Consider the following 23,299-nt stretch of genomic DNA (forward strand, 5'->3'; position numbering starts at 1 on the left):
GTAAAGCCGCCCGTCAGCGCTGCGGTTCGAAGAACAATACCTCGCCTGTCGCGGTGGCCGCGATCAGCTGGCCGTCGTACCAGGCCGGCGAGCCGGCGAAGGCACCGAGACGCTTGACGTATTCGACGGCCGCATACAGCGCATGCGGTCCGCCCTCGTACATGTGCTTCGTGTCCAGCTTGCCCGTGGCCGTGTCGATCACGCGGCCATCGTTCACGGCGAGCGCATCGCCGCGCCACGACCAGCGCGCGCGCCCGGTCGCCGCGTCGAGCGCGTGCAATTCTCCCTTCATCGACGCCGCCACGACGACATCGGCCACGCGCAGCGGCGACGCGAACGTCCACACCTTCGTGTCGAAGCGGTAGCGTTCGCGGCCGGTGCGCTTGTCCAGCGCCAGCAGCAGGCCGGTGTCGGACGTGCCGACGTACACGCTGTCGCCGTCCACCGCCGGCGTGCCGACGACCCAGCTGCCCTGCGCGTCGTAGCGCCACTTCGGCTGGCCGCCGGCCGCATCGAGCGCGTAGAAAAAGCCGTCGCGCGAGCCGACGTAGACCGTGTCGCCATCGACGGCGGGCGATGCCTGGATGCCGAACATGATGCTGGTCTTCTGCTCGACGCCCGTCTGGTGGCGCCAGCGCTGCTCGCCCGTCCGTGCATCGAGCGCATACACGGCGCCGTCCCAGCTGCCGACGACGATGTTGCCGCCGGCGAGCGCGGGCGACGAATGCACCATGCCGCCCGTGCGCCACGCCCAGGCCAGCTTGCCGTCCTTCGTGTCGAGGGCATACACGTGGCCGTCGCTGCTGCCCACGTAGACCTTGCCGTCATGGACCAGCGGCGACGACAGGTACAGGTCCCACGGGTCGGGCACGGGCTGGCCGTCGCGCGGCATGCCGAACATGCCGTGCGCGGCGAACACCGCCTCGCCCTGCGTGCGGAAGGTCCACCGCGGCGAGCCGTCGTCCGCCTTGAGCGCATGCACGCTGCCCGCGCGGTCGAGGAAGTAGACGGTGCCGCCGGCCACCGCGGGCGTCGACGCAATGCCGCCGCGCGCGTGATACAGCCACTGCAGGGTACGCGTCTTCGCATCGAGCGCGTACAGGTTGCCGTTCTCCGCGCCGACGAACACGCGCCCCTGCGCCGCCACGGGCGACGCGTGGATCGCCGCGTGGACGTCGAACCGCCCCGCCAGCCTGAAACCCTTGACGGCGCGCGTCTCGCCGGCGGCACGGCCGGTGTGCGCGGGGTCGCCCATGAACATGGGCCAGTCGGCGGCGAACGATGGGGTGGCGAGGAAGGCAAGCAGCAGGGCAAGGCGGCGCATGGGGGTTCCTGACGTTGGGATGCCGCCATTCTAGAGGCGGGAAGCGCGCGCAATCTTCAGGGAGGCTTCACGGCCGATAGGCGCGGCGGCGACGCGTCGCTATACTTGCGCTCCATGCGACTCCTACTCGTGGAAGACGACCTGGCGCTGGGCCGCGCGCTGCAGTCGGTGCTGCACAACGACGGCCATGACGTCACCTGGGTGCGCCTGGGCAGCGACTGCGCGCGCCTGCTGGACGAGCGCCGCCACGACGCGCTGTTGCTGGACCTGGGCCTGCCCGACGGCGACGGCGTCGCGCTGCTGCGCCGCCTGCGCGCAGCCGGCCACGTGCTGCCCGCCGTCCTGATCACGGCGCGCGACAGCCTGCAGGACCGCCTCGACGGCTTCGACGGCGGTGCCGACGATTACCTCATCAAACCCTTCGACATCCCCGAGCTGCTGGCGCGCCTGCGCGCCGTCGTGCGCCGCGCCGGCGGTGCGCAGGCCGACACGCTGTGGCAGGTCGGCGACCTGGCCATCGATACGCGCAGCATGAGCGCCACGTGCCGCGGCGCGCCCGTCAACCTGTCGCGGACCGAGTTCGCGCTGCTGCACGCGCTGGTGCGCAACCCGGACCGCATCGTCACGCGCGCGGAACTCGAACAGGGCGTGCTGCCCTACAGCGAGGGCCAGACGTTGGACGTGCATATCTCGAACCTGCGCAAGAAGATCGGCGACGGCTACATCCGCACCGTGCGCGGCGTCGGCTACATGGTGCGCCATGACGGCGACCGCTAGCGTGTCGCCACCGAAGTCGCTGCTGCGCCGCCTCCTGATCGGCTTCATGCTCGTCATGCTCGCCATCTGGCTGGCGGCGCTGGCCCACATCGCCTGGCAGGTGAAGGTCGACCAGGCGCGCCAGACGTCCATCGTCAACCGCGCGTGGACGCGCCAGATCATGCTGAACATGCAGTCGCTGCCATCCGACCCGGCAGCGCTGGCGCGCATCGGCCGCGGCATCGAGGCGCTGCGCCTGGACATGTTCCGCGAGACGGGCTTCGAGACGCATGCGCAGACCCGCGTGTGGCTGAACGGGCAGCTCGTGTACGACTCGGACCCGGACGCGCCGCCGGACGACGGGTGGGTGCGCTGGGTCGAGCGCGACGCCGCGCGCGGCATCGTGGTCGAGCGGCGCGAGAAGCCCAACGTCGACTGGGTGTTCACGCCGTCGGCCGCCAAGTACCTGTTCTCGCCGCTCGTCTACAGCCTGCCGTTCGTGCTGCTGCCGGCCTGGTTCATCGTGCGCGTGGGCCTGCGCCCGCTGCGCGCGATGGCGCAGGCGCTCGAAGCACGCGGTGCGGCCGAGCTGGCGCCGCTGCCCGCGTCGCCCTACCGCGAACTGGCACCCGTCGTCGATGCGGTGAACCGCCTGATGCGGCGCCTGTCCGAGCGGCTCGCGCGCGAACACGAGTTCCTCGCGGACGCCGCGCACGAGCTCAAGACGCCGCTGTCGGTCGTGCAGCTCAATGCCCACCTGCTGGAAGCGTCGACCGACGCGGCCCGGAAGACCGAAGCCGGTGCCGGCCTGCGCGAAGGCGTCGCGCGCGCCACGCACGCGGTGCACCAGCTGCTCGCCTACGAACGGGCGCGCCAGGAACCGACGGACGCGCCGCTGCAGGACCAGGACCTGGCCGCGCTGCTGCGCGAACGCATCGCCGTGGCCGCGCCGCTGGCGCTGCAGCGCGGCGTCGACATCGAATTGCGCGCAGCTGCCCCCGTCATCCTGCCGCTGCACCGCGAAAGCATGGCCGCCCTGCTCGACAACGTGGTCGGCAACGCGATCAAGTATTCGCCGGACGGCGCGCGCGTGGACGTGTGCCTCGACGCCGGTCCATGCATCACGGTGTCGGACCAGGGTCCCGGCATCCCGCCCGCGCTGCGTGCCCGGGTGTTCGAACGCTTCTACCGCGTGCCCGGCCAGGACCAGGCGGGCAGCGGCCTCGGTCTCGCGATCGCGGAACGGGCCGCGGCCCGCAACGGCGCCCGCATCACGCTCGACGGCCGCCCCGATGGGTGCGGACTGGCCGTGCGCATCGCGTTCGGCTTGAGCCACCCCGAGCGCATGCTATAGTGGCCGGGCTCCGCTCCCTCACCATGAACGTTTCTTCGCCCGATCGCCTGCGCACGCGGCTCGCGCTGCTGCTGCGCGCCAATGCCATCCTGCTGTGGGCGGCGCTCGTCGGCTGCGCCGGCGCGCTGGCGACGCTCCTCTTCCGCGACGGGCTCACGCTGCTGCAGGCGCTGCTGTTCGGCCGCAGCGGCTCGTTCGTCGACATCGCGACCGCACTGCCCTGGCAGGCACGCCTGCTGATGCCATGCGCGGGCGGCCTGCTGGCCGGCTGCGTGCTGGTGCTGGCGCGCCGCCATGCCGGCGGTGCGCGTGCGGACTACATGGAAGTGGTGGCCGTCGGCGACGGCAAGGTGCCGGTGCAGCTTACGCTCGTGAACAGCGTATCGTCGCTGCTGTCGATCGCGTCCGGCGGCTCGATCGGCCGCGAAGGCTCGATGATCCAGCTGGCGGCGATGAGCGCGTCCGTCATCGGCCGCATCGCCCGTTTCAATACGGAGCGTCTGCGCCTGCTCGTGGCATGCGGCGCGGCTGCGGGCATCGCCGCGGCCTACAACGCGCCCATCGCCAGCGCGTTCTTCGTCACCGAGATCATCCTGGGCGCCATCACCATGAACAGCCTCGGGCCGATCATGGTCGCCGCCGTCGTCGCCAACATCACCATGCGCCGCCTGCCCGGCTATCACCCGACATACGAGATGCCCGCGTTCGCGCCCATCGCCAACCTGGAGGTCGTGTGGTTCGTCGCGCTGGGCGTGCTCGCGGGATTGATCGCGCCGGCCTTCCTGGTCGCGCTGCAGCGCACGCGCGGCCTGTTCGCCAACAGCGGCCTGCCGCTGCCGCTGCGCCTCGCGCTCGGCGGCCTGGGCGTGGGCGCCATCTCCATTTGGGTGCCACAGGTCTGGGGCAACGGCTACAGCGTCGTGAACGCGCTGCTGCACCAGTCCTGGCTATGGCAGGCCGTTCTCGTCGTCCTCGTCTGCAAGATCGCGGCGACGCTGCTCACCAGCGGATCCGGCGCCATCGGCGGCATCTTCACGCCCACGCTGTTCGTCGGCGCGGCCGTCGGCCATTTGTTCGCGCTGGTGCCGCAGGCGTTGACGCCGGAAACGGCCGCCGCGCCGGCCGCGTTCGTCGCCGTCGGCATGGGCGCCCTGCTGGCCGCCGCGACGAGCGCGCCGCTGATGGCGATCCTGATGATCTTCGAGATGACGCTCAGCTATTCGTTGATGCTGCCGCTGATGCTGGCCTGCGTCGTCGCCTTCGGCGTCGCGCGCGCCGTGAACGGGCCGTCGATGTACGAGATCACGGCCCGCCGCGCGGCCGACGAGCAGGAACGCGAACGCCTGCGCGCGATCCGGATGCAGGAACTGATCCGCCCCGCCGACACCGTCCTGCCGCTCGATGCCTCCATCGCGCAGGCCGCCGCGCTATTCCGCCAGCATCCCGTGAAATACGTCTACCTCGTCGACACCGCCGGGCGCTACCGCGGCGTGGTGGCGCTGCACGACGTGGCCGCGCTGTACGAGCGGGACGAGGCATCCTCCCGCACCTGCGCCGACATCGCCCGGCCCGACGCCCTGCCCGTCGTCACGGCCGACATGGGCCTGGACGACGCGCTGCGCCAGTTCATGCGCCACTTCGGCGAGCGGCTGCCGGCCGTGCGCAGCGCGCTCGACCCCGAGCTGCTCGGGGCCGTGCACAAGACGGATGTGCTGGATGCGTATGTCAGGCTGAATCGGGCGCCGCTGGGGATGCAGGTGGAGGCATAAACTGCTTGCACATATATTGTGAGATCGATAACATCGAGAGATTACCCACTCTTCCGCGTACCGGTCCATGAGCACACTTACCCGCCGTCGTTTGCTTGGTTCAGCCGCCCGACTGGCGGCCTCGCTTCCCATGCTGTCCGCCTTCGGCAACGCGCAGGCGCAAGCCGCGGCGCGCCACGACGTGCGCGACTACGGCGCCCGCGGCGACGGTAAAACGGTCGATTCCGGCGCCATCAACGCCGCCATCGAGGCGGCGGCCAGGGCCGGCGGCGGCACCGTGCATGTCCCGCCCGGGCGCTACCTGTCCGCATCGATCCGGCTGCGCAGCCGCGTCACGCTGCATCTGGAGGCGGGCGCGGTGATCGAAGCGGTGGACTGGAAGGTCGCGCCGTACGACCTGCCGGAACCGAATGCCGCGGGCGGCAACTACCAGGACTTCGGCCACAGCCACTGGAAAAACAGCCTGATCTGGGGCATCGGCCTGGACAGCGTTGCGATCACCGGCACCGGCCACATCGATGGCAAGGGACTCAATCCGGGCTACCGGAAGCTGCCCGACGGGAGCATACGCTACGACGCGGACGGCGGGCCGGGCGAAGGCAACAAGGCGATCGCGCTACGCGAATGCAATAACGTCCTGTTGCGCGACTTCGGCATCTTGCGAGGGGGCCATTTCGGTATCCTGGCGACCGGATGCAGCAACGTGACGGTCGATAATCTACGCATCGATACCAATCGCGACGGCATGGACATCGATTGCTGCAGCAACGTGCGCATTTCCAGGTGCAGCGTCAATTCGCCCTGGGACGACGGCATCTGCCTGAAGGCGTCGTATGCACTGGGCCGGATCGCGGCCTGCGACAACATCACCATTTCGGATTGTTACGTGGCCGGGAATTTCGACGTCGGCACGCTGCTGGACGGGACATTCAAGCGCAGCGCACCCGACTACCACTCGGGCCGCTTCGGGCGGATCAAGCTGGGCACGGAATCGAATGGCGACTTCAGGAACATCACGATCACCAACTGCATTTTCGACGATTGCCGCGGCCTCGCCATCGAAAGCGTGGACGGTTCGCACATCGAAGACCTCACGATTTCCAACATCACCATGCGCAAGGTGGCCAACGATCCCATCTTCATCGTCCTCGGCGCGCGCCTGCGCGGGCCGGACGCGCCGCCGGTCGGGACCATCCGGCGCGTCAACATCAGCAACATCGTCGTCTCGGGCGCGCAGGCGGGTTTTACCAGCACGATCAGCGGCCTGCCCGGTCATCCGGTCGAGGACATCCACCTGTCGAACCTGCGCTTGCACGTCGAAGGCGGCGGCACGGCCATGCTCCGCGACGCGGTCCCGCTGGAAAAGCCGGCAGCGTATCCCGAGCCGGGCATGTTCGGGCCCTGCCCGGCCTATGGCCTGTACGTGCGCCATGCGGCCGGCGTCGACGCCGACCACGTCACGGTGACGTATGCGCAGCCCGACGCGCGCGCCGCCTTCGTGCTGGAGGACGTGCGGGACGCCGTCTTCAGCGCGGTCAACGCCCAGCCGGGCAGCGGCGGCGCGGCGCTGTTCGACTTGCGGTCGGTGACGGACTTCACGGTGCGCGATGCGCGCAGGGTCCAGGACCAGCACGTTCCCGGCACCGTGCAGCGCCAGCGCATCTGATTCAGTAGGCAAGCGACCCCTCCAGGGCGGTCTGCACCAGCGCATCGATCTCGCCGGTGACGTTGGTCATGGTGCTCGCGACCACGGCAAACTCCCTGCCGACGTCGCCGGCGCGCGCAGCGACGACCTGGGCATTGAAGGCGACCATGCGCGCCTGCCGCGCGATGGTCTTGATGTCCCCCATCAATTCCTGCATCTGCCGGCGCTGCAGCAGGGCATGGCGCTTGGACTGTTCCTCGTACACGAGGGTCAGCGCATTGAGCACGGTGAGCAACGGCGTCGCGCTGCGCACCAGCTCATCGAGCAGCGCGGGCGCGCGCCGCGACGTCGTGCCGATGGCGTCCAGCGTACTCTCGGCCAGTGCGATGAAGTCGCGGATGATCTGGTCGCCCCGCATCGTGCCGAAATACGCGTCGCGCAATTGCTGGCAAAAGATGCCCGGCAAACCCTGCTTGCCCTGCACGAGCGTGATGTGCGCGTCCCGGAAGGCCGCCAGCGTGTCGCGCGCCGTCTTGTCCGCGCCGTCATGGCCGAGCGACGCCAGCACCGAATACAGCACGACCCGCTGCGACGTGAAACGGCGCCGGCCGGACAGGTTGATCAGGGCGCCGAACACGTCGCCGGACAGTTTGACGTCGGGCTGTGCGGTGGATGAGGTGGGAAGAGTGTCTGCGTGCATCCTGGGCTCCGATCGGGGTGGCCGCCGGCGGCGGCTGATGCAGTAGCTGATGCAGGTTTTATGCCAGCCAGATTCGTGGCTGCTGTAGTTACATGCACTAACTTGAATCAAACCGGGGAGAGGATGTGCACCCGGGGCGTGAGCCAGCCCAAATTTTGGGCAGGCTCGCCCGTTTGTTCACGATTTTTTCTTGTTCACGTAACGTGAACACGCTGAAAAGATGAACATAATGTATGATTGTTCATATCTTGGCCATGTTCACGTAACGTGAACGCTGAAGAACCATGAACAACCTGTTTATCCCTGGGAGTGAAACCGCATTCATCGCAAGCGCTCTGGAAGCGCTGCACGACTCGACGTGCATCCAGGGGGAAGTCCTTGATACGCCGAATGACGATACCGTTGCTGCGGTCCTCCTTACGATCAATGGTCGAAAATTACGATACGACTGCGAGATCAAGAAGAAAGTCGACCGGTATGCGCTACCGCTCAACCTGTTGAACAGGCTCGGCAACGCGCAGCGCGCCTTGCTGGTCAGTTCCCCGCTCAGCCCTGACATGGCAACCCGTTGCCGCGACATCGGCCTGCAGTTCATCGATACGGCGGGTAATGCCTACATCAATGACGGTGCTGGCATTTACATTTACGTGACGGGCAGACGCGGTGACGCTGAAATCCAATTCCCGGCCAACAATACGATGACGCCGGGGGCGCTTCGGATGATGTTTGCCGCCTTGGCCGAGCCCGCATTGCTCAATGCGCCCTACCGGGACATCTCGATGCACGCACGGATAGCGATCGGGGCCATCAGCAAGGCGTTCGATACGCTGGAATCGCGTGAATTAATCGGCTCGACGGCCGACGGCAAGCGCATGATCCGCACGCCGGAACTGTTTCTGAACGAGTGGGCCAGTGGCTATGCTGGTAGGCTCAAGCCCAAGCTTAGGAAATACCGTTTCGCAATCGATAATCTCGACGAATTCCTCAACTGGAGCCCTGGATTCAGGCTTTCGGCGTGGGGTGGCGAACCAGCAGCCATGATCCTGACCGGCCACCTCAAACCCCAGGAGTGCACGGTCTACATCGACATGGATGACCCGCACGCGCTCAAAGACATCGTCAAAAGCTTCCGTCTACGCGCGGATCCCCGAGGGCGCATCGAAATCGTCGAAATGTTCTGGAATCCGGATCACTTCGCTGACTCATTCCCGACTGTACCACTGCACCTCATCTATGCGGACCTGATGGCAAGCCACGATTCACGCAACATTGCCGTGGCACGCCAGCTCGTGCCCGGGATCATTGAGCATGTACACGATACGACTCGATAAACCCTTCAATCCAGTACTTCTCGAGATCCTGTCCACGGTTCGGTCGGTAACGGGAGAGCTCGGCTGCGATTATCTTCTCGTCGGCGCAACCGCACGCGACATATTGATGACCCATGTGTTCGGCCTCGACACCCCGCGGGCGACTCATGACGTCGACTTCGCCATCGCACTCGATCACTGGGAGCGCTTCAACGCACTGAAGGCTGCTCTCGTGGCCACCGGCAGCTTCACCCCGGCCGCAGACAGAATACATCTATTGCATTACAAGCCCACGGAATACGGCAACGCGTTCCCGCTGGATCTGATTCCTTTTGGCGGCGTGGAACAGGAAGCTCATCGCATTGCCTGGCCACCGGATATGCCGAAGCCTTGGCATCAGCACTGGACGTGGAGGCAGATAACGGCCTTGTCATCCGGGTCGTATCGATTCCAGCGCTTGGCGCGCTCAAGCTGCTGGCATGGGACGACCGCGGGCTGCAAGACAACAAGGATGCCCAGGATCTCCTTTTCCTCCTCCAGCACTACCACGAAGCAGGGAATGGCGACCGCATGTATGAGGAGGCATTTGAATTACTCGAAGCCGCCGGATTCGACCTGCCCCTGGCCGGTGCGACCCTGCTCGGCCATGACACGCGTGTCATCTTGCACGACGACTCATTACACGCCCTGCTCGCCATCCTGGCCGACCCGCGCAAACGCGACCGCCTTCTCGTCCACATGACCCGCTCTGCCGGCATCGAATCCGATATGGCGGACAAGCTGCTGAGCCAGTTCGAGCTCGGGCTTCGAAACTAATTGCTCCGCGCGCCGTCGCATAGGCGGCAATGAACTGGTCGGCCTGATCGGCCGCTATCTTGTAGCGGACTTATTCGATCACCGTCCTGGTCTCCTGTTATTCAAGCCATGGCAAAGTAAAGAAAAACCCGCTGTTCTTCCGAAGAGCGGGCTTTCATCAGCGGACGACGAGGTCGCACTTAGAACGGAATATCGTCATCCATATCGGAGAAGTTCGGTGCCGGTTTCGGCTGCGGACGTGCGGCCGGGGCCGGCGGGGCCTGGCGCGGTGCCGGGCGGCTCGGCGCGGCGTCATAGCCGCCCATGTCGTCGCCACCACCGTAGCTGTCGCCGCCGCCCATGCCCTGGCGGCCGCCCAGCATCTGCATGTTTTCAGCGATGATGTCGGTGGCGTAGCGCTCGATGCCGTCCTTGTCGGTGTACTTGCGGGTCTGCAGGCGGCCTTCGACGTAGACCGACGAACCCTTTTTCAGGTACTGGCCGACGATTTCGGCGAGGCGGCCGAAGAACGAGATGCGGTGCCACTCGGTCAGCTCTTTCTGCTCGCCGGTGTTGCGGTCCTTCGATTTGTAGGACGTGGCCACCGCGATGTTGGCGATGGCGTCGCCGCTCGGCATGTAGCGAATTTCCGGATCGCGGCCGAGATTGCCGACGATGATGACCTTGTTAACTGATGCCATTTTGTAAAGCTCCTTTGGATAGTCCCTGACTCTGCGTGTTGTCTAAGCGTTAGGGAAACATGTTGAATACGGCCCGCTATTATGCTGGTCAGTCGCATGAGAAAGCAACTGATTCCGCACTGATCGGGCACCCGGGTTACAGCACCTGATCAGACCTCGAAGATGGGGGCGAAGTGCCCGAATTGGAAGAGATGCTCATCAATACAGCCGGACGAAAATTTTTCCGCTTATTTTCGTTTTCTGGTGAGTCTGCCATTGAAACGCGCCGCTCCCGGACCACATACGATACGCGCACGTTGTACCGGAACGGCAGATCTTGACAGGTCGTCATATCATGCTACCAAGCCTCGCAGACTTTTTCGAGCGCCGGCATACCACTGTAAATAAAAACAGGTAAACTAGTGCGCTTTCCCGTTCGGCCCGCTCACCTGTGCCATTCGTGCGCCGGCCCCGCAACCATTCGAAAGCCTTCAAACAACAATGGAAGAAATCCGTATCCGCGGCGCCCGCACGCACAATCTCAAGAACATCAACCTCGACCTGCCGCGCAACAAGCTGATCGTCATCACCGGCCTGTCGGGTTCCGGTAAGTCGTCGCTCGCTTTCGACACGCTGTATGCCGAAGGCCAGCGCCGCTACGTCGAATCGCTGTCGGCCTATGCGCGCCAGTTCCTGCAGCTGATGGAAAAGCCGGACGTCGACATGATCGAGGGCCTGTCGCCCGCGATCTCCATCGAGCAGAAGGCGACGTCGCACAACCCGCGTTCGACCGTCGGCACCGTCACCGAGATCCACGACTACCTGCGTCTGCTGTACGCACGCGTCGGCACGCCTTACTGCCCGGACCATTCGGACGAGCCGCTGGCCGCCCAGACCGTGTCGCAAATGGTCGATGCCGTGCTGGCCATGCCGGAAGGGACCAAGCTGATGATCCTGGCGCCCGTCGTGGCGAACCGCAAGGGCGAGCACAGCGACCTGTTCGAGGCGATGCAGGCGCAGGGCTTCGTCCGCTTCCGCATCCAGAGCGGCACGCACGCGGCCAAGATCTACGACGTGGACGACCTGCCGAAGCTCAAGAAGACGGAAAAGCACACGATCGACGTCGTCATCGACCGCATCAAGGTGAATGCCGAGATCAAGCAGCGCCTGGCCGAAAGCTTCGAAACCGCGCTGCGCATCGCGGACGGCCGCGCCGTCGCGTACGAGATGGATACGGAGAAGGAGCACATCTACTCGAACAAGTTCGCGTGCAACGTCTGCGGCTATTCGCTGCAGGAGCTGGAGCCGCGCCTGTTCTCCTTCAATAACCCGATGGGCGCGTGCCAGGAATGCGATGGCCTGGGCCATATCGAGTTCTTCGATCCGAAGCGCATCGTCGCGTTCCCGAACCTGTCGCTGGCGTCCGGCGCCGTGAAGGGCTGGGATCGCCGCAACCAGTTCTACTACCAGATGCTGACGAGCCTCGCGTCGCACTATGGCTTCGACCTCGACAAGCCGTTCGAGCAGTTGCCGAAGCCCGCGCAGGACGTCGTGCTGTTCGGCTCCGGCAAGACGTCGGTGCCGTTCGCGTACGTGAACGAGCGTGGCCGCACGGTGATGCGCGAGCACACGTTCGAGGGCGTCGTCAACAACCTGCAGCGCCGCTACCGCGAGACGGATTCGATGGCCGTGAAGGAAGAGCTGGCGAAGTTCATCAACGAGAAGGAGTGCCCGTCGTGCGGCGGCGCGCGCCTGCGCACGGAAGCGCGCTACGTCAAGATCGGCAACGGCAAGCAGCAGCGCGCCATCTATGAAGTGGCGAAGACGCCGCTGCGCGACTGCCTGACCTATTTCGACGACCTGAAATTGACGGGCGCGAAGAAGGACATCGCCGAGCGCGTGATCAAGGAAATCGTCGCGCGCCTGAAATTCCTGAACGACGTCGGCCTCGATTACCTGTCGCTGGACCGCAGCGCGGACACCCTGTCGGGCGGCGAAGCGCAGCGCATCCGCCTCGCGTCGCAGATCGGCTCCGGCCTGACGGGCGTGATGTACGTGCTCGACGAGCCGTCGATCGGCCTGCACCAGCGCGACAACGACCGCCTGATCGCCACGCTGAAGCACCTGCGCGACATCGGCAACAGCGTGCTCGTGGTGGAACACGACGAGGATGCGATCCGCACGGCGGACTACATCGTCGACATGGGTCCGGGCGCGGGCGTGCACGGCGGCGCCGTGATCGCCGAGGGCTCGCTCAAGGACATCATGAAGAGCAAGGAGTCGCTGACGGCGGCTTACCTGTCGGGCAAGAAGAAGATCCACGTGCCGAAGAAGCGCACGCGGGCCGACCCGGACCGCCAGCTCGTCATCACGGGCGCGACCGGCAACAACCTGAAAAACGTGTCGCTGGAACTGCCGGTGGGCCTGCTGACGTGCGTGACGGGCGTGTCGGGTTCCGGCAAATCGACGCTCGTGAACGATACGCTGTACCCGGCGCTGTCGCGCCACCTGTACGGTTCGCAGACGGAACCGGCGCCGCACGAGGCCATCCACGGCCTGGAGCACTTCGACAAGGTGATCTCGGTCGACCAGGCGCCGATCGGCCGCACGCCGCGTTCGAACCCGGCCACGTACACGGGTGTGTTCACGCCGATCCGCGACCTGTTCGCGACGGTGCCGACCGCGAAGGAACGCGGTTATTCCGCGGGCCGCTTCTCGTTCAACGTGAAGGGCGGCCGCTGCGAAGCATGCCAGGGCGATGGCGTCATCAAGGTCGAGATGCACTTCCTGCCGGACGTGTACGTGCCCTGCGACGTCTGCCACGGCAAGCGCTACAACCGCGAGACGCTCGAAGTCCAGTACAAGGGCAAGAACATCACCGAAGTGCTGGACATGACGGTCGAGGATGCGCACGAGTTCTTCAAGCCGGTGCCGGTCATCGCCCGCAAGCTGCACACGCTGCTGGACGTGGGTCTCGGCTACATCAAACTGGGCCAGAGCGCGACCACGCTGTCGGGCGGCGAGGCGCAGCGGGTGAAGCTGTCGCTGGAACTGTCCAAGCGCGACACGGGCCGGACACTCTATATCCTCGACGAGCCGACGACCGGTCTGCACTTCGCCGACATCGACCTGCTGCTGAAGGTGATCCACCGCCTGCGCGACCAGGGCAACACGCTCGTCATCATCGAGCACAACCTGGACGTCATCAAGACGGCGGACTGGATCGTCGACCTGGGTCCGGAAGGCGGCGCGGGCGGCGGCACGATCGTCGCGCACGGCACGCCGGAAGACGTGGCCGACAATCCGGCCAGCGTCACGGGCAAGTACCTCAAGCCGCTGCTGAAAGCCTGACCGTCGCCCCCGCGGAAGCGGGGGCCCATGCTGAGCGCGCGGGCCTGCGGCATCGAGCCGACACTACGCAGGCTCAGTATGGATTCCCGCCTGCGCGGGAATGACGTACTTCCTACTCCACCGTATAAAACGGCTGGTGCACCCGCACCGGCCGCACGTCCATCCTGATCCGGTAGATCGAATACGCGTCCTCGCGGTTCGTCACGAATGCCGCGGTGTCCGGCACGCGCGTGAACGTGAACTCGAAGCCGCGGTCCGGCGACTGGCTGTCCGGCCCTTCGAACGCCACGCCGACGGCGCGCTGCAGATCGCTGTCCACCAGTTTCTCGAGCAGGTCCGCGACCGCCGTGTTGCCGAGGATGTCCGTATAAAAGATCGGCGCACGGTGCTCGACGTACTGCCAGTCCACGGGCTCCTTGCCCGGCCCCGGCGCGTACGCGCGCGTGGCCAGGTTGAACCGGTCGCCGCTGTCCAGGTAGCTGATGCGCGCATTGGCGATATTGAATCCCGGCTTCGATTTGTCCGTCGTGGCCCCGGCCAGGTCGAGCACGAGCGCGCCGCGGTAGCCGATCACCGTGACGTCGTGCGCCGGTCCCACGACGGCGGCCGTGTTCTCGTCGATGCCCAGTCCCAGCGTATAACCCTTGGCCAGCATCGCCGGCAGCATGCGGCCGAAACGGCCGCGCGCGAGCAGGTGCTGGTCGACGAAGACGTCGTCGCCGATGAAGCCGAGTCCCGGCGCCACGTCCTTGCCATCCGCCACGCCGTTCTTCAGCACGGGCATCACTTCCAGCGGCGGATCGTAGAACATGGTGCTGCTCATGATGGCAGCGCCCGCGCTCGTGCCAGCGATGACGCCGCCGCGCCGGTACAGCGCCCACAACGCGTCCAGCACGGCCGTGTTGCTGCCGTCCGCGCGCCGCAGCGACCCGGTGATGCGGGCCTGGTCGCCGCCGGTGAAGAACGCGCCGCCGGCCTTGCGGATCGCCTCGGCCAGCGCGGGATCGTCCGCGGCCTTGCGCACGTCGGTCCCGGCCAGCATGGGCGCGACCGGGACGACGAACGCGCGCGCGCCGTAGCGGTTCAGCGCATCCACCGTGAGCTGGGCTTCCTTCGCGGGCGTCTGCGCGGCCGTCGGGAGCACGGCGATGCGCGCGCCCTTCCCGCCCGCGAGCGCAACGATCTTCTCCCACACCTCGGCGTTGTTGACGCGCAGGCCGCCGCCGATGATGACCAGCGATCCTTTCGGCGGCCCGGCGTCGGCCGCCATCACCGCGCCGGCGCATACCGCCAGCGCCAGCGCGACACCCAGTTTCTTCAGCATGTCAGCGGAACGAGTAGTTCACGCTCACGAACGCGCTGCGGCCGCGCGGGTCCGTGTAGCTCGGGTCGTACCCGGCCAGGAAGAACCAGGCCTGGTTCGAGAACGGCGGATCCGCGTTGAACATGTTCAGCACGCCCGCGCGCACCTTGAGCTGCTTGCTGATCGTCCAGCTGCCCGTCAGGTCCCACAGCGAGTAGTACTTCACGTGGTTCGGCGGCAGCAGCGTGTCCGTGTACGGGTCGTAGGTCGTGTTCTGGTCCGTGTAGCCCATCGAGTACTGGTTCGCCAGCGTGAGCGTGACCGGGCCGTTGTCCCATTCGAAGTTCACGCGGTGGCGCCATTTCTGGATCGCCTGGTCGTTCAGGAACACGCCCAGGTTGGAGCGGAACGGCTCGGCGGGACCGAACTGGCGGTCGTAGTGCAGGATCAGCGTGCCGGACAGGTTGACGCCGAAGCGGCCCCACGGTCCGCGCTCCGACCGCCAGTCGCCGGCGATGTCGAAGCCCGACGTCCTGAGCTTGCCCTGGTTTTCCTTCATCAGCAGGATGTTGGAGATGAAGCCGTCCTCGTCGCGCTGGATGTACTTGCCGTTGTAGGCGGCCGGGTTTTCGATGATGACCTGTTCGCCCAGGGTGCTGATCACGTCGCGCTTCTCGATGTTCCAGTAGTCGATCGAGAGGCTCGTACGCTTGACCGGTTCGAACACGACGCCCAGCGAGAACTCGCGCGATTTTTCCGGCTTCAGGTCCGGGTTCGAGCGGCGTTCCACGTTCCACTGGTCGGTACACGTGTCGATGCTGCCTTCCTGCTTGACGCATTGCGGGTCGGTCAGGATGCCGGCCGTCGTGCCGAAGATCGTCGGGCGCTTCAGGTCCGACAGCGACGGCGCGCGGAAGCCCGTGCCCGCTGACGCGCGCACCAGCAGCGACTGCATCGGCTGCCAGCGCAGGCCGATCTTCGGATTGGTCGTGTTGCCCACTTCGCTGTAGTGGTCATAGCGCACCGCGAACTGCATCTCGAGTTCCTTGGTGAACGGCGCGACCACCTCGGTGAACACGGAGGCCACTTTTCTCGTGTTGTCCGCGGTCTCTACGTCGGCCAGTTCGCCGGCCGGAATGGTGCTGTCGCGGTCACCCTGGATGTTATTCGAGCGCAGCAGGTCCGACGGCCTGAACGTCTGGTGCTCGTGGCGCAGTTCGCCGCCGACCGCCAGCGCCAGGTCGCCGCCGGCCAGCGTCGTCAAGGAGCGCGACATCTTGCCGTCGAGGGAAGTCGACACGCCCTTCGCATTGCGTGCTTCGTCGTTGACCCGGATGCTGTTGATGAGGTCCCGGCCGGCCTGCGACGACGGCCCGAACGGATTGATCGCGCCCGAGCGCACGCCGGCCTCGAACTGGTCGTACAGGAAGTAGCCGTCGACGTACTTGTCGATGGCCTTGTTCTCGGCGCGGCCCAGCGCCACGTCGTAGTCCCAGCCTTTGATCGTGCCCGTGGCACCCAGCAGCAGGCGCTGGCCGGTACTCGTCACGTCGTTGGTACGGTTGCCCGCTTCCGCCATCCGGTAGCGGATCCGGTTGACCGTGGCCGGCAAGCCGGGCGCCGACAGCGCGTTGCGGTACGCCTCCGGCAGGATGCTGACGGGCAGGTTGCGCAGGGTCGACACCGGGTTCGGCGACAGCACGTATTTGGTCTTGGCCTGCGTCTGCACCAGTTCCGCGAACAGCTGGTTGTCCGGATCGAGCTGGAAGGTCGCGCGGCCGATGAAGCCGATCTTGCGCGAGTCCGGATAGATCTCCGTGTCTTCCATGTAGTCGTAGCTGCAGCCGGCCACGCCGCCCGGCCCCTTCTCGGCATACACGGTGGCGGGCGGATTGCACTTCGGCGCGCTCGGGTTGACGCGGCTCGCGCGGCTGCCGGCCGGCAGCAGGCCCGCGCCGATCAGGGCGGCACGCTGCGCGGCCGAGATGTCGATATTGGCCGGGAAAGTATTGCTGGACATCTGCGCCGGCAGCGTCGTCGCGAGCGGATGCTCGGAGATGAAGCGGCGCTGGCCCGAGCGCAGGCGGTCGAGCTGCTGGATGTCCAGCACGCCGAACACGTTGAAGCGGTCGGTGCTCAGGTCGCCCGTGCCGCCGCTGAGGCTCAGCGTCTTCTTGCCTGCCCCACCCTGCTGCGTGCCCGCGGCCGACGCGGCCAGGTCGATGCCCGTATAGTCCTTGCGCGTGATGAAGTTGATCACGCCGCCGATGGCATCGGTACCGTAGATCGCGGATGCGCCATCCTTCAGCACCTCGACGCGCTGGATCGCCCCGGCCGGGATGTTGTTCAGGTCGACGCCCGAGTTGTCGCCGGGCGACGCGAAGTTGGCGAGACGGCGCCCGTTCAGCAGGATCAGCGTGGACGACACGCCGAGGCCGCGCAGGTTGGCGCCGTTCAGGCCGCGCTGGCCGGACGTGCCGTCCGTGATGCTGGGGCCGTCCGTCACCGGCGCCGTGTTCGCGCTGATGTTCTTGACCAGTTCCGCGGCCGTCGTCGCGCCCATCTTCTCGATGTCCTCGCGCGAGATCAGCTGCACGGGCAGCGCGGTCTCCGTGTCGATGCGTTTGATCGACGAACCGGTGATCTCCACGCGGTGCATCTTCGGTTCGTCCGCCTGCGCCTGCGCATAGGCGTGCTGCGACGTCAAGACGGCGACGGCCGCCGCGAGGATGGTGGGTTGCAGGGCTCTCGAAATGTGCTTGGTCATGCGGTGCTCTCCCTCTTGGTGTCTTGTGGTGACTCAGGTTTTTTTGACGAGCTTGCGAATCTGGTGTTCACCGTGGAGATACGCGGCGATCGCCTCGGTGTGGCGGGCCGCCTTGGCCACGTTGGCCTTGTTGGACGTCATCAGCGACACGGCCAGCGCCTCGATGACGGCCAGCGCGGCGCTCGAACTGCTGGGCAGCACCGGGTGCGTGCTGTGCGCGTACAGCACGTGGTGCCCCAGTTCAGCGAGCGGCGACGCGGGCGAATCGGTGATGGAGACGATCGTCGCGCCGGCATCGCGCGCAAACCGGGTCAGCGACGCGGCGTCCAGCGTGTAGCGCGGCAGCGAGATCACGACCAGCACGTCCTTGCCGGTGATCGTGGCGAGGTGGCTCGCCGCGACTTCCGTACCGCCGCTCGCCGCCGCTTCGACGACGTGGCGGCAGAACGGCTGCAGATGCATCGCGAGCGCGCCCGCGAGGAACGACGACAGGCCGAACCCCAGCACGTACACGGTGCGCGCCCTGGTGAGCACGGCGCCGATGCGGTCGATCTGCGTGCCGGCCAGCGCGCGGCTCGTGGCCGTGATGGCCGCTTCCGCATAACCCAGGCTTTCCAGCGCGGGCGACGCTTTCGCGGCGCGGCGCGCGATCGTGCTGCGCAGCTTTTCGACGGGCTGCAACACGGACTGCAGCGTTTCCGCGACCGCGCCCCGCATCGCCGCGTAATTCCTGAAACCGAGGTCGCGCGCGAAGCGGCTGATGGTCGCCGTCGACACGTCGCACGCATCGGCCAGTTCCTCGATGCCGAGCGCCGTCACGCGCACCTGGTTGCGCAGCACGTAATCCGCGATCGCGCGGTTCGACGCCGACCCTTCGGCCAGCACCCGCAGCAGCGACTGGCCGAGCGAAGACTCGGCGAAACCGATGTCGGGAGAGGCGCTGGACGGGGCGGCAGGCGTCATGTGACCGGATGTCAACGAGTTAATGTTTTTTTAATGTAAAACAGGTGCGGCGCCCAACTCAACAACATTTTGAAAATAATCTTTCATCGATTTACGTTGTGTAAAAATTCATACATAATCGGCCGCAGACCCGCCGCCAGGAGATACGTCCGCATGCATACGAAGACCCATCCGATCGCGACCGAACCGGGCGTCGCCAGTTACCAGCTCACGTCGTACCACTACGGCAGCGCGGGCAGCGGCGGCAAGGTCTATATCCAGGCATCGCTGCACGCGGACGAGGTGCCCGCGATGCTCGTCGCGCACGTCCTGCGGCGCGAACTCGAACGGCTCGATGGCGAGGGACGCATCCGCGGCGAAGTGATCCTCGTGCCCGCCGCGAATCCGATCGGGCTGTCGCAGATCGTGCACGGCGCGCCGTTCGGGCGCTTCGACCTCGGCACCGGTACCAATTTCAACCGCGCCTTCCGCCACGTCGCCGACGAATTGAAAGATGCGCTGGCCGGCCGGCTCGGGCTGGATTCGGCCGCGAACGTGGCCGCGATCCGTGCGGAGGCACGCGCCGCCGTCGAACGGTGGGAGCCGCAGGACGCAACGCAGGTGCTGAAAAAGACGCTGCTGGGCATGGCGATCGACGCCGACATCGTGCTCGATCTGCACTGCGACAACGAGGCGCTGCTGCACGTCTATACCGGTCCCGCGCTGGCGGACCGCGTGGCGCCGCTGGCGACGCTGCTCGGCGCGCGTGCCTACCTGCTGTCCGCCGGTTCGGGCGGCGAACCGTTCGACGAGGCCTGCAGCAAGCTGTGGTGGGACCTGGCCGCGCACTTCGGTCCAGAGATACCAATTCCGCCCGCCTGCGCCGCCGTCACCGTCGAACTGCGCGGCGAGATGGACGTGCGCTACGATTACGCGGAACAGGATGCGCACGCGTTGCTGCAGTTCCTCGCGCGCGAAGGCGTCGTCGACATCCCGCATGACGCCCTGCCCGCGCCGCGGTCTGCGGCGTCGCCGCTGGAGGCCGTGGAACCGCTGCACGCGCCGCAAACGGGCGTGCTCGTGTTCCTGAAAGCGCTGGGCGACGAGGTGAAGGCGGGCGACGCCGTCGCCGACATCGTCAACCCGGTCACCGGCGACACGGCGACCGTGCATGCGAGCCGCGACGGCCTGCTGTTCGCGAGCACCGCACACCGCCACCTGCTGCGCGGGATGCACATCTGTAAGATCGCGGGGACGACGCCCTTCCGTTCGGGTTCACTTTTGAGTCAGTGATCATGCGACTACGAATTCCCAATACCTTCGTGCTGCTGTTCGCGATCCTCGCGCTGATCGCGCTGGCGACGTGGTTCATCCCCGGCGGGAAGTACGACACGCATCTCGTGAACGGCAAGCAGCTCATCGACCCGGCCTCGTTCCACTATGTCGAGAGCGCGCCGCAAGGCCTCGTTGCGCTGATGAAGGCGCCCATCAAGGGCTTCGTGGAGGCGGCGCAGATCATCGGCTTCGTGCTGGTCGTCGGCGGCGCGTTCGCGGTCGTGCAGAAGACCGACGCGATCGACACGGGCATCCGTTCGATCGCCCGCATGCACGAGCACTCGGCGCTCGTGCGCGCGGCGCTGATCCCCGTCTTCGTCACCCTGTTCTCGCTGGGCGGCGCCACGTTCGGCATGAACGAGGAGGCGATTCCGTTCGTGCTGATCTTCGTGCCGCTCGCGCTGGCGCTCGGCTACGACACCATCACCGGCGTGTCGATCCCGTTCCTCGGTTCGCAGGCCGGCTTCGGCGCCGCCTTCCTCAATCCGTTCAACGTCGGCATCGCGCAGGGCATCGCGGGCGTGCCCGTGTTTTCGGGGATCGGCTATCGCCTGATCGTGTGGGTGGCGACGACGTCCGTCACGATCCTGTTCCTGATGTGGTACGCGGCGCGCGTGAAGCGGAACCCCACGCTGAGCCCGACCTATGTGCTGGACCAGACGCGGCGCCTCGAACAGCCGGCTGCCACGGGGCTCGACCGCATGACGGGCCAGCACAAGGCGGTGCTGGCGATCTTCGCGCTGGCGCTGGCGGCGATGGTGATCGGCGTGGTGAAGTTCGACTGGTACATCGACGAGATCGCGGCGCTGTTCTTATCCATGGCGATCGTCGTGGGCATCGTGGGCCGGCTGGGGTCCGACAACTGGGTAGCGGCGTTCATGCAGGGCGCGAAGGACCTGGCACCGACGGCGCTCGTGATCGCGATCGCGCGCGGCACGATGATCCTCGCGCGCGACGCCCACATCATCGACACGATGCTGCATGGCCTGATGCCGCTCGTACAGTCGAGCCACCCCGTATTCGCGGCGCAGAAGATGTACCTGATCCAGTCGGTGATCAACTTCTTCATCCACTCGGGTACGGGCCAGGCCGCGCTGACGATGCCGATCATGGCGCCGCTCGCGGACCTCGTGGGCGTCACGCGCCAGACCGCGATCCTCGCTTTTCAACTCGGCGAGCTGTCGACGCCCATGATCCCGACGTCCGGCATCACGGTCGGCGTGCTCGCGCTCGCGCGCGTGCCATGGATCACGTGGGCCAGGTGGATGATCCCGCTGCAGCTGATCTACCTCGTGCTGGCCCTCGTGCTGCTCGTGCCCCCCTGCCTGATGCAGTGGGGCTGAGCGACATTACTTGGCGATCTTCACCAGGACCACGTCGTTCGCGCGCATCGGCACCTGCACGTTCGCGGTGCCGTTCGCCGCGACCTTCACGGTGCGCGTCTCGGGCTTGTCGACCGTCAGCGCCTGCAGCTTCGCGAGCTGGCCGGCCGCCAGGGTTTTCGGCTTGCCCATCTCGATGTAGGCCGTGTACGCGTCATTGGCCTTGAAGCCCGTGCGGTACACCTGGACGTGATACGTGCCCGGCTTCATGCCCTTCAGCGACAGCGTCAACGGCGTGCCGTTCTTCGTCGGCTGGACGGCGCCGAAGAACGGGCGGTTGGTCTTCTTGCCCATGTCCGGCGTCTGGAAGTCCCACGCCAGCACCTGCACGCCGTTCGCGTCCTTCGTCACCCAGCTTTGCTTGTCGGCGGTCTGCACCTGCTGGTCGCCCAGCTCGTTCATGTACTTGTAGGCGAACCAGGCGGGTTTGCGGATGCCCTGCGGATTCATCAGGCCGAAACCGCCTTCGAACGGCGCGGTCGGCGGACCCGGTTCCTCGAACAGGTCCGTATAGGTCCAGTAGCTCATGCCCTGCGCGATGCCTTCCGTCGCCTTCAGCTTCGACAGGATGTAGGCGGCGCTGATGTACGAATCGTGCACGAGGTCGCGCGGGTTGTAGCTCGTGCTCCATTCCGTGAAATACAGCGGCAGCTTGGGCAGGTACGACGCTTCGATCTCCTTGCGGACCTTGCGCACGTCGCCGACGATGCCGTCCGGCGACGGCGACAGCTTCTGGTCGCCCTGGCCGTTCTCGTCCAGGAAGCCGCCGTCCACGCCATAGGTGTGCGTGGCGATGAAGTCGACCGCGGCACCGCTCTTCTGCGTGTGCGCGAGGAATTCCGGCACCCAGGCCGCACCCGCCGTCGCCGGACCGCCCACGCGCAGCGTCGGGTCGATCGCCTTGATGGTCTTCGCGGTCACGTCATACAGGTCGAAGTAGGCCTTCTGGTCGGCCTTTTCCCAGAAACCGTCCAGGTTCGGCTCGTTCCACACTTCGAAGAACCAGGTGCGCACTTCTTCCTTGCCGTAGCGCTGCTGCACGTGACGCACGAAGGCGTCGACGAGGCCTGCCCACAGTTCCGGTTTCGGGTGCGAGGTATTGCCCTTCCAGTAGAAGATGCTGTTGTCCGACGTCTTCATCGCTTCCGGCGTGAAGCCCAGCTCGACGAACGGCTTGATGCCCATGCCCAGCAGCTTGTCGTACAGGTAGTCGATCTTCGTCCAGTTGTAGACGGGTTTGCCGTCGACGACCTTGAACGTGCCCAGCACGTCGTGGAAGATGCCGTGGAAGCGGATGTAGCGGAAGCCCAGCTCATCCTTCGCGATCTTCAACTGGGCCAGGCTGTCGTCGCGGATCAGCGTGCCCGGGTAATCGGAACCCACCGACAGGTCGGCGGCATGGTCGCGCGGGACGGTCGGCGCGTTCGCGTCGATGACGATCTGGCGCGCGGCGTCGGCGGCCATGGCGGGCAATGCGAATGGGGTGGTGAAAGCCAGCGCCAGAGCGGCGCGCAGCACGGTGCGGCGGTGTCTCATGTCTATTGTCCTTTTACGTCGAAGCTCGCTTATCTCTAAGATGTTTGCGCTAACAATGCGAGTTGACGAAAGGATAGAGGATAAGCCGCATTTAGTAAAATCAAAAACCCAAATGATTTTCCACAATGTGATGATTTAAATTCGTTAAGGAAGCGATACGCGGCGACCGCGCTCCGAACCGTGTCACCTCCTCCCAGTCGCGCTTCCATTTCTTGCGCCAGCTGAACGCAGTCCGCAACGGGCGCACGTCTTCGACGGCCGGTCGGACTTGGCGGCCGAGCCGGTGTCGGTTAGTTGCATTGCTCTGCTTGTACAGGCCACGATGAGGTAATGAAAAAAGGACAGGCCAC

Annotated in this window: 16 protein-coding genes; 9 read left to right on the plus strand and 7 right to left on the minus strand. The window is 66.0% G+C overall.

The genetic code is table 11. The annotated features are described in order from the left end of the window. Positions 1 to 13: 13 nt before the first annotated feature. Positions 14 to 1,324 (minus strand): outer membrane protein assembly factor BamB family protein, encoded by a 1,311-nt coding sequence (locus QPK29_RS18455; RefSeq protein WP_371770676.1) that lies wholly within the window; start codon positions 1,322 to 1,324, stop codon positions 14 to 16. Between the two features lie 114 nt (positions 1,325 to 1,438). On the opposite strand from QPK29_RS18455, the gene QPK29_RS18460 reads away from it, so the two are divergent. The 4 genes from QPK29_RS18460 to QPK29_RS18475 all read left to right on the plus strand — a co-directional run bounded on the left by QPK29_RS18460 (position 1,439) and on the right by QPK29_RS18475 (position 6,869). After that, positions 1,439 to 2,101, plus strand: a complete 663-nt coding sequence (locus QPK29_RS18460) for a response regulator transcription factor (protein ID WP_056126878.1) — start codon at positions 1,439 to 1,441, stop codon at positions 2,099 to 2,101. Next, positions 2,085 to 3,434, plus strand: coding sequence for an ATP-binding protein (locus QPK29_RS18465; RefSeq protein ID WP_371770677.1), 1,350 nt, complete (start codon positions 2,085 to 2,087; stop codon positions 3,432 to 3,434). The genes QPK29_RS18460 and QPK29_RS18465 overlap by 17 nt, the downstream gene beginning before the upstream one ends. Before the next feature lie 23 nt (positions 3,435 to 3,457). After that, positions 3,458 to 5,203: a ClcB-like voltage-gated chloride channel protein gene (locus QPK29_RS18470; protein WP_371770678.1), complete on the plus strand. Its 1,746-nt coding sequence runs from the start codon at positions 3,458 to 3,460 to the stop codon at positions 5,201 to 5,203. A 130-nt stretch (positions 5,204 to 5,333) separates the two neighbouring features. After that, positions 5,334 to 6,869 (plus strand): rhamnogalacturonidase, encoded by a 1,536-nt coding sequence (locus QPK29_RS18475; protein WP_371770679.1) that lies wholly within the window; start codon positions 5,334 to 5,336, stop codon positions 6,867 to 6,869. A gap of 1 nt (position 6,870) precedes the next feature. Here QPK29_RS18475 and QPK29_RS18480 read toward each other — a convergent pair whose 3' ends face one another. Then, positions 6,871 to 7,548: a methyl-accepting chemotaxis protein gene (locus QPK29_RS18480; RefSeq protein WP_371770680.1), complete on the minus strand. Its 678-nt coding sequence runs from the start codon at positions 7,546 to 7,548 to the stop codon at positions 6,871 to 6,873. A 284-nt stretch (positions 7,549 to 7,832) separates the two neighbouring features. On the opposite strand from QPK29_RS18480, the gene QPK29_RS18485 reads away from it, so the two are divergent. Both QPK29_RS18485 and QPK29_RS18490 read left to right on the plus strand, forming a co-directional pair. Continuing rightward, positions 7,833 to 8,879: a type IV toxin-antitoxin system AbiEi family antitoxin gene (locus QPK29_RS18485; protein ID WP_371770681.1), complete on the plus strand. Its 1,047-nt coding sequence runs from the start codon at positions 7,833 to 7,835 to the stop codon at positions 8,877 to 8,879. Positions 8,880 to 9,248: 369 nt separating this feature from the next. Then, a complete protein-coding gene (locus QPK29_RS18490; protein ID WP_371770682.1) occupies positions 9,249 to 9,674 on the plus strand; it encodes a hypothetical protein in 426 nt (141 codons plus the stop codon). Between the two features lie 179 nt (positions 9,675 to 9,853). On the opposite strand, the gene ssb is transcribed toward QPK29_RS18490, so the two are convergent. Then, positions 9,854 to 10,354, minus strand: a complete 501-nt coding sequence (gene ssb / locus QPK29_RS18495) for a single-stranded DNA-binding protein (RefSeq protein ID WP_056437874.1) — start codon at positions 10,352 to 10,354, stop codon at positions 9,854 to 9,856. Positions 10,355 to 10,834: 480 nt separating this feature from the next. On the opposite strand from ssb, the gene uvrA reads away from it, so the two are divergent. Continuing rightward, the gene (gene uvrA / locus QPK29_RS18500; RefSeq protein ID WP_371770683.1) at positions 10,835 to 13,684 is read left to right on the plus strand and encodes an excinuclease ABC subunit UvrA; all 2,850 of its coding nucleotides are present in this window, start codon (positions 10,835 to 10,837) and stop codon (positions 13,682 to 13,684) included. Positions 13,685 to 13,796: 112 nt separating this feature from the next. On the opposite strand, the gene QPK29_RS18505 is transcribed toward uvrA, so the two are convergent. Genes QPK29_RS18505 through QPK29_RS18515 form a run of 3 tightly spaced genes read right to left on the minus strand, consistent with a single transcriptional unit; the run spans position 13,797 to position 18,717 of the window. Further along, a complete protein-coding gene (locus QPK29_RS18505; RefSeq protein WP_371770684.1) occupies positions 13,797 to 15,008 on the minus strand; it encodes a cyanophycinase in 1,212 nt (403 codons plus the stop codon). A gap of 1 nt (position 15,009) precedes the next feature. Next, positions 15,010 to 17,754, minus strand: a complete 2,745-nt coding sequence (locus QPK29_RS18510) for a TonB-dependent receptor (protein WP_371770685.1) — start codon at positions 17,752 to 17,754, stop codon at positions 15,010 to 15,012. A 33-nt stretch (positions 17,755 to 17,787) separates the two neighbouring features. Beyond that, positions 17,788 to 18,717, minus strand: coding sequence for a MurR/RpiR family transcriptional regulator (locus QPK29_RS18515; protein WP_160407334.1), 930 nt, complete (start codon positions 18,715 to 18,717; stop codon positions 17,788 to 17,790). 153 nt (positions 18,718 to 18,870) lie between these two features. Between QPK29_RS18515 and QPK29_RS18520 the strand changes: the two genes are divergently transcribed. Then, positions 18,871 to 19,989 (plus strand): succinylglutamate desuccinylase/aspartoacylase family protein, encoded by a 1,119-nt coding sequence (locus QPK29_RS18520; protein WP_371770686.1) that lies wholly within the window; start codon positions 18,871 to 18,873, stop codon positions 19,987 to 19,989. A gap of 2 nt (positions 19,990 to 19,991) precedes the next feature. Further along, positions 19,992 to 21,374, plus strand: coding sequence for a YfcC family protein (locus tag QPK29_RS18525; protein ID WP_371770687.1), 1,383 nt, complete (start codon positions 19,992 to 19,994; stop codon positions 21,372 to 21,374). A gap of 6 nt (positions 21,375 to 21,380) precedes the next feature. On the opposite strand, the gene QPK29_RS18530 is transcribed toward QPK29_RS18525, so the two are convergent. Beyond that, positions 21,381 to 22,949 carry a GH39 family glycosyl hydrolase gene (locus QPK29_RS18530; RefSeq protein ID WP_371770688.1) on the minus strand — a complete coding sequence of 523 codons (1,569 nt, stop codon included), beginning with the start codon at positions 22,947 to 22,949 and terminating at the stop codon, positions 21,381 to 21,383. Between the last annotated feature and the right edge of the window lie 350 nt (positions 22,950 to 23,299).

The sequence above is a fragment of the Massilia orientalis genome, assembly GCF_030411975.2.
Lineage (GTDB): Bacteria > Pseudomonadota > Gammaproteobacteria > Burkholderiales > Burkholderiaceae_D > Telluria > Telluria orientalis.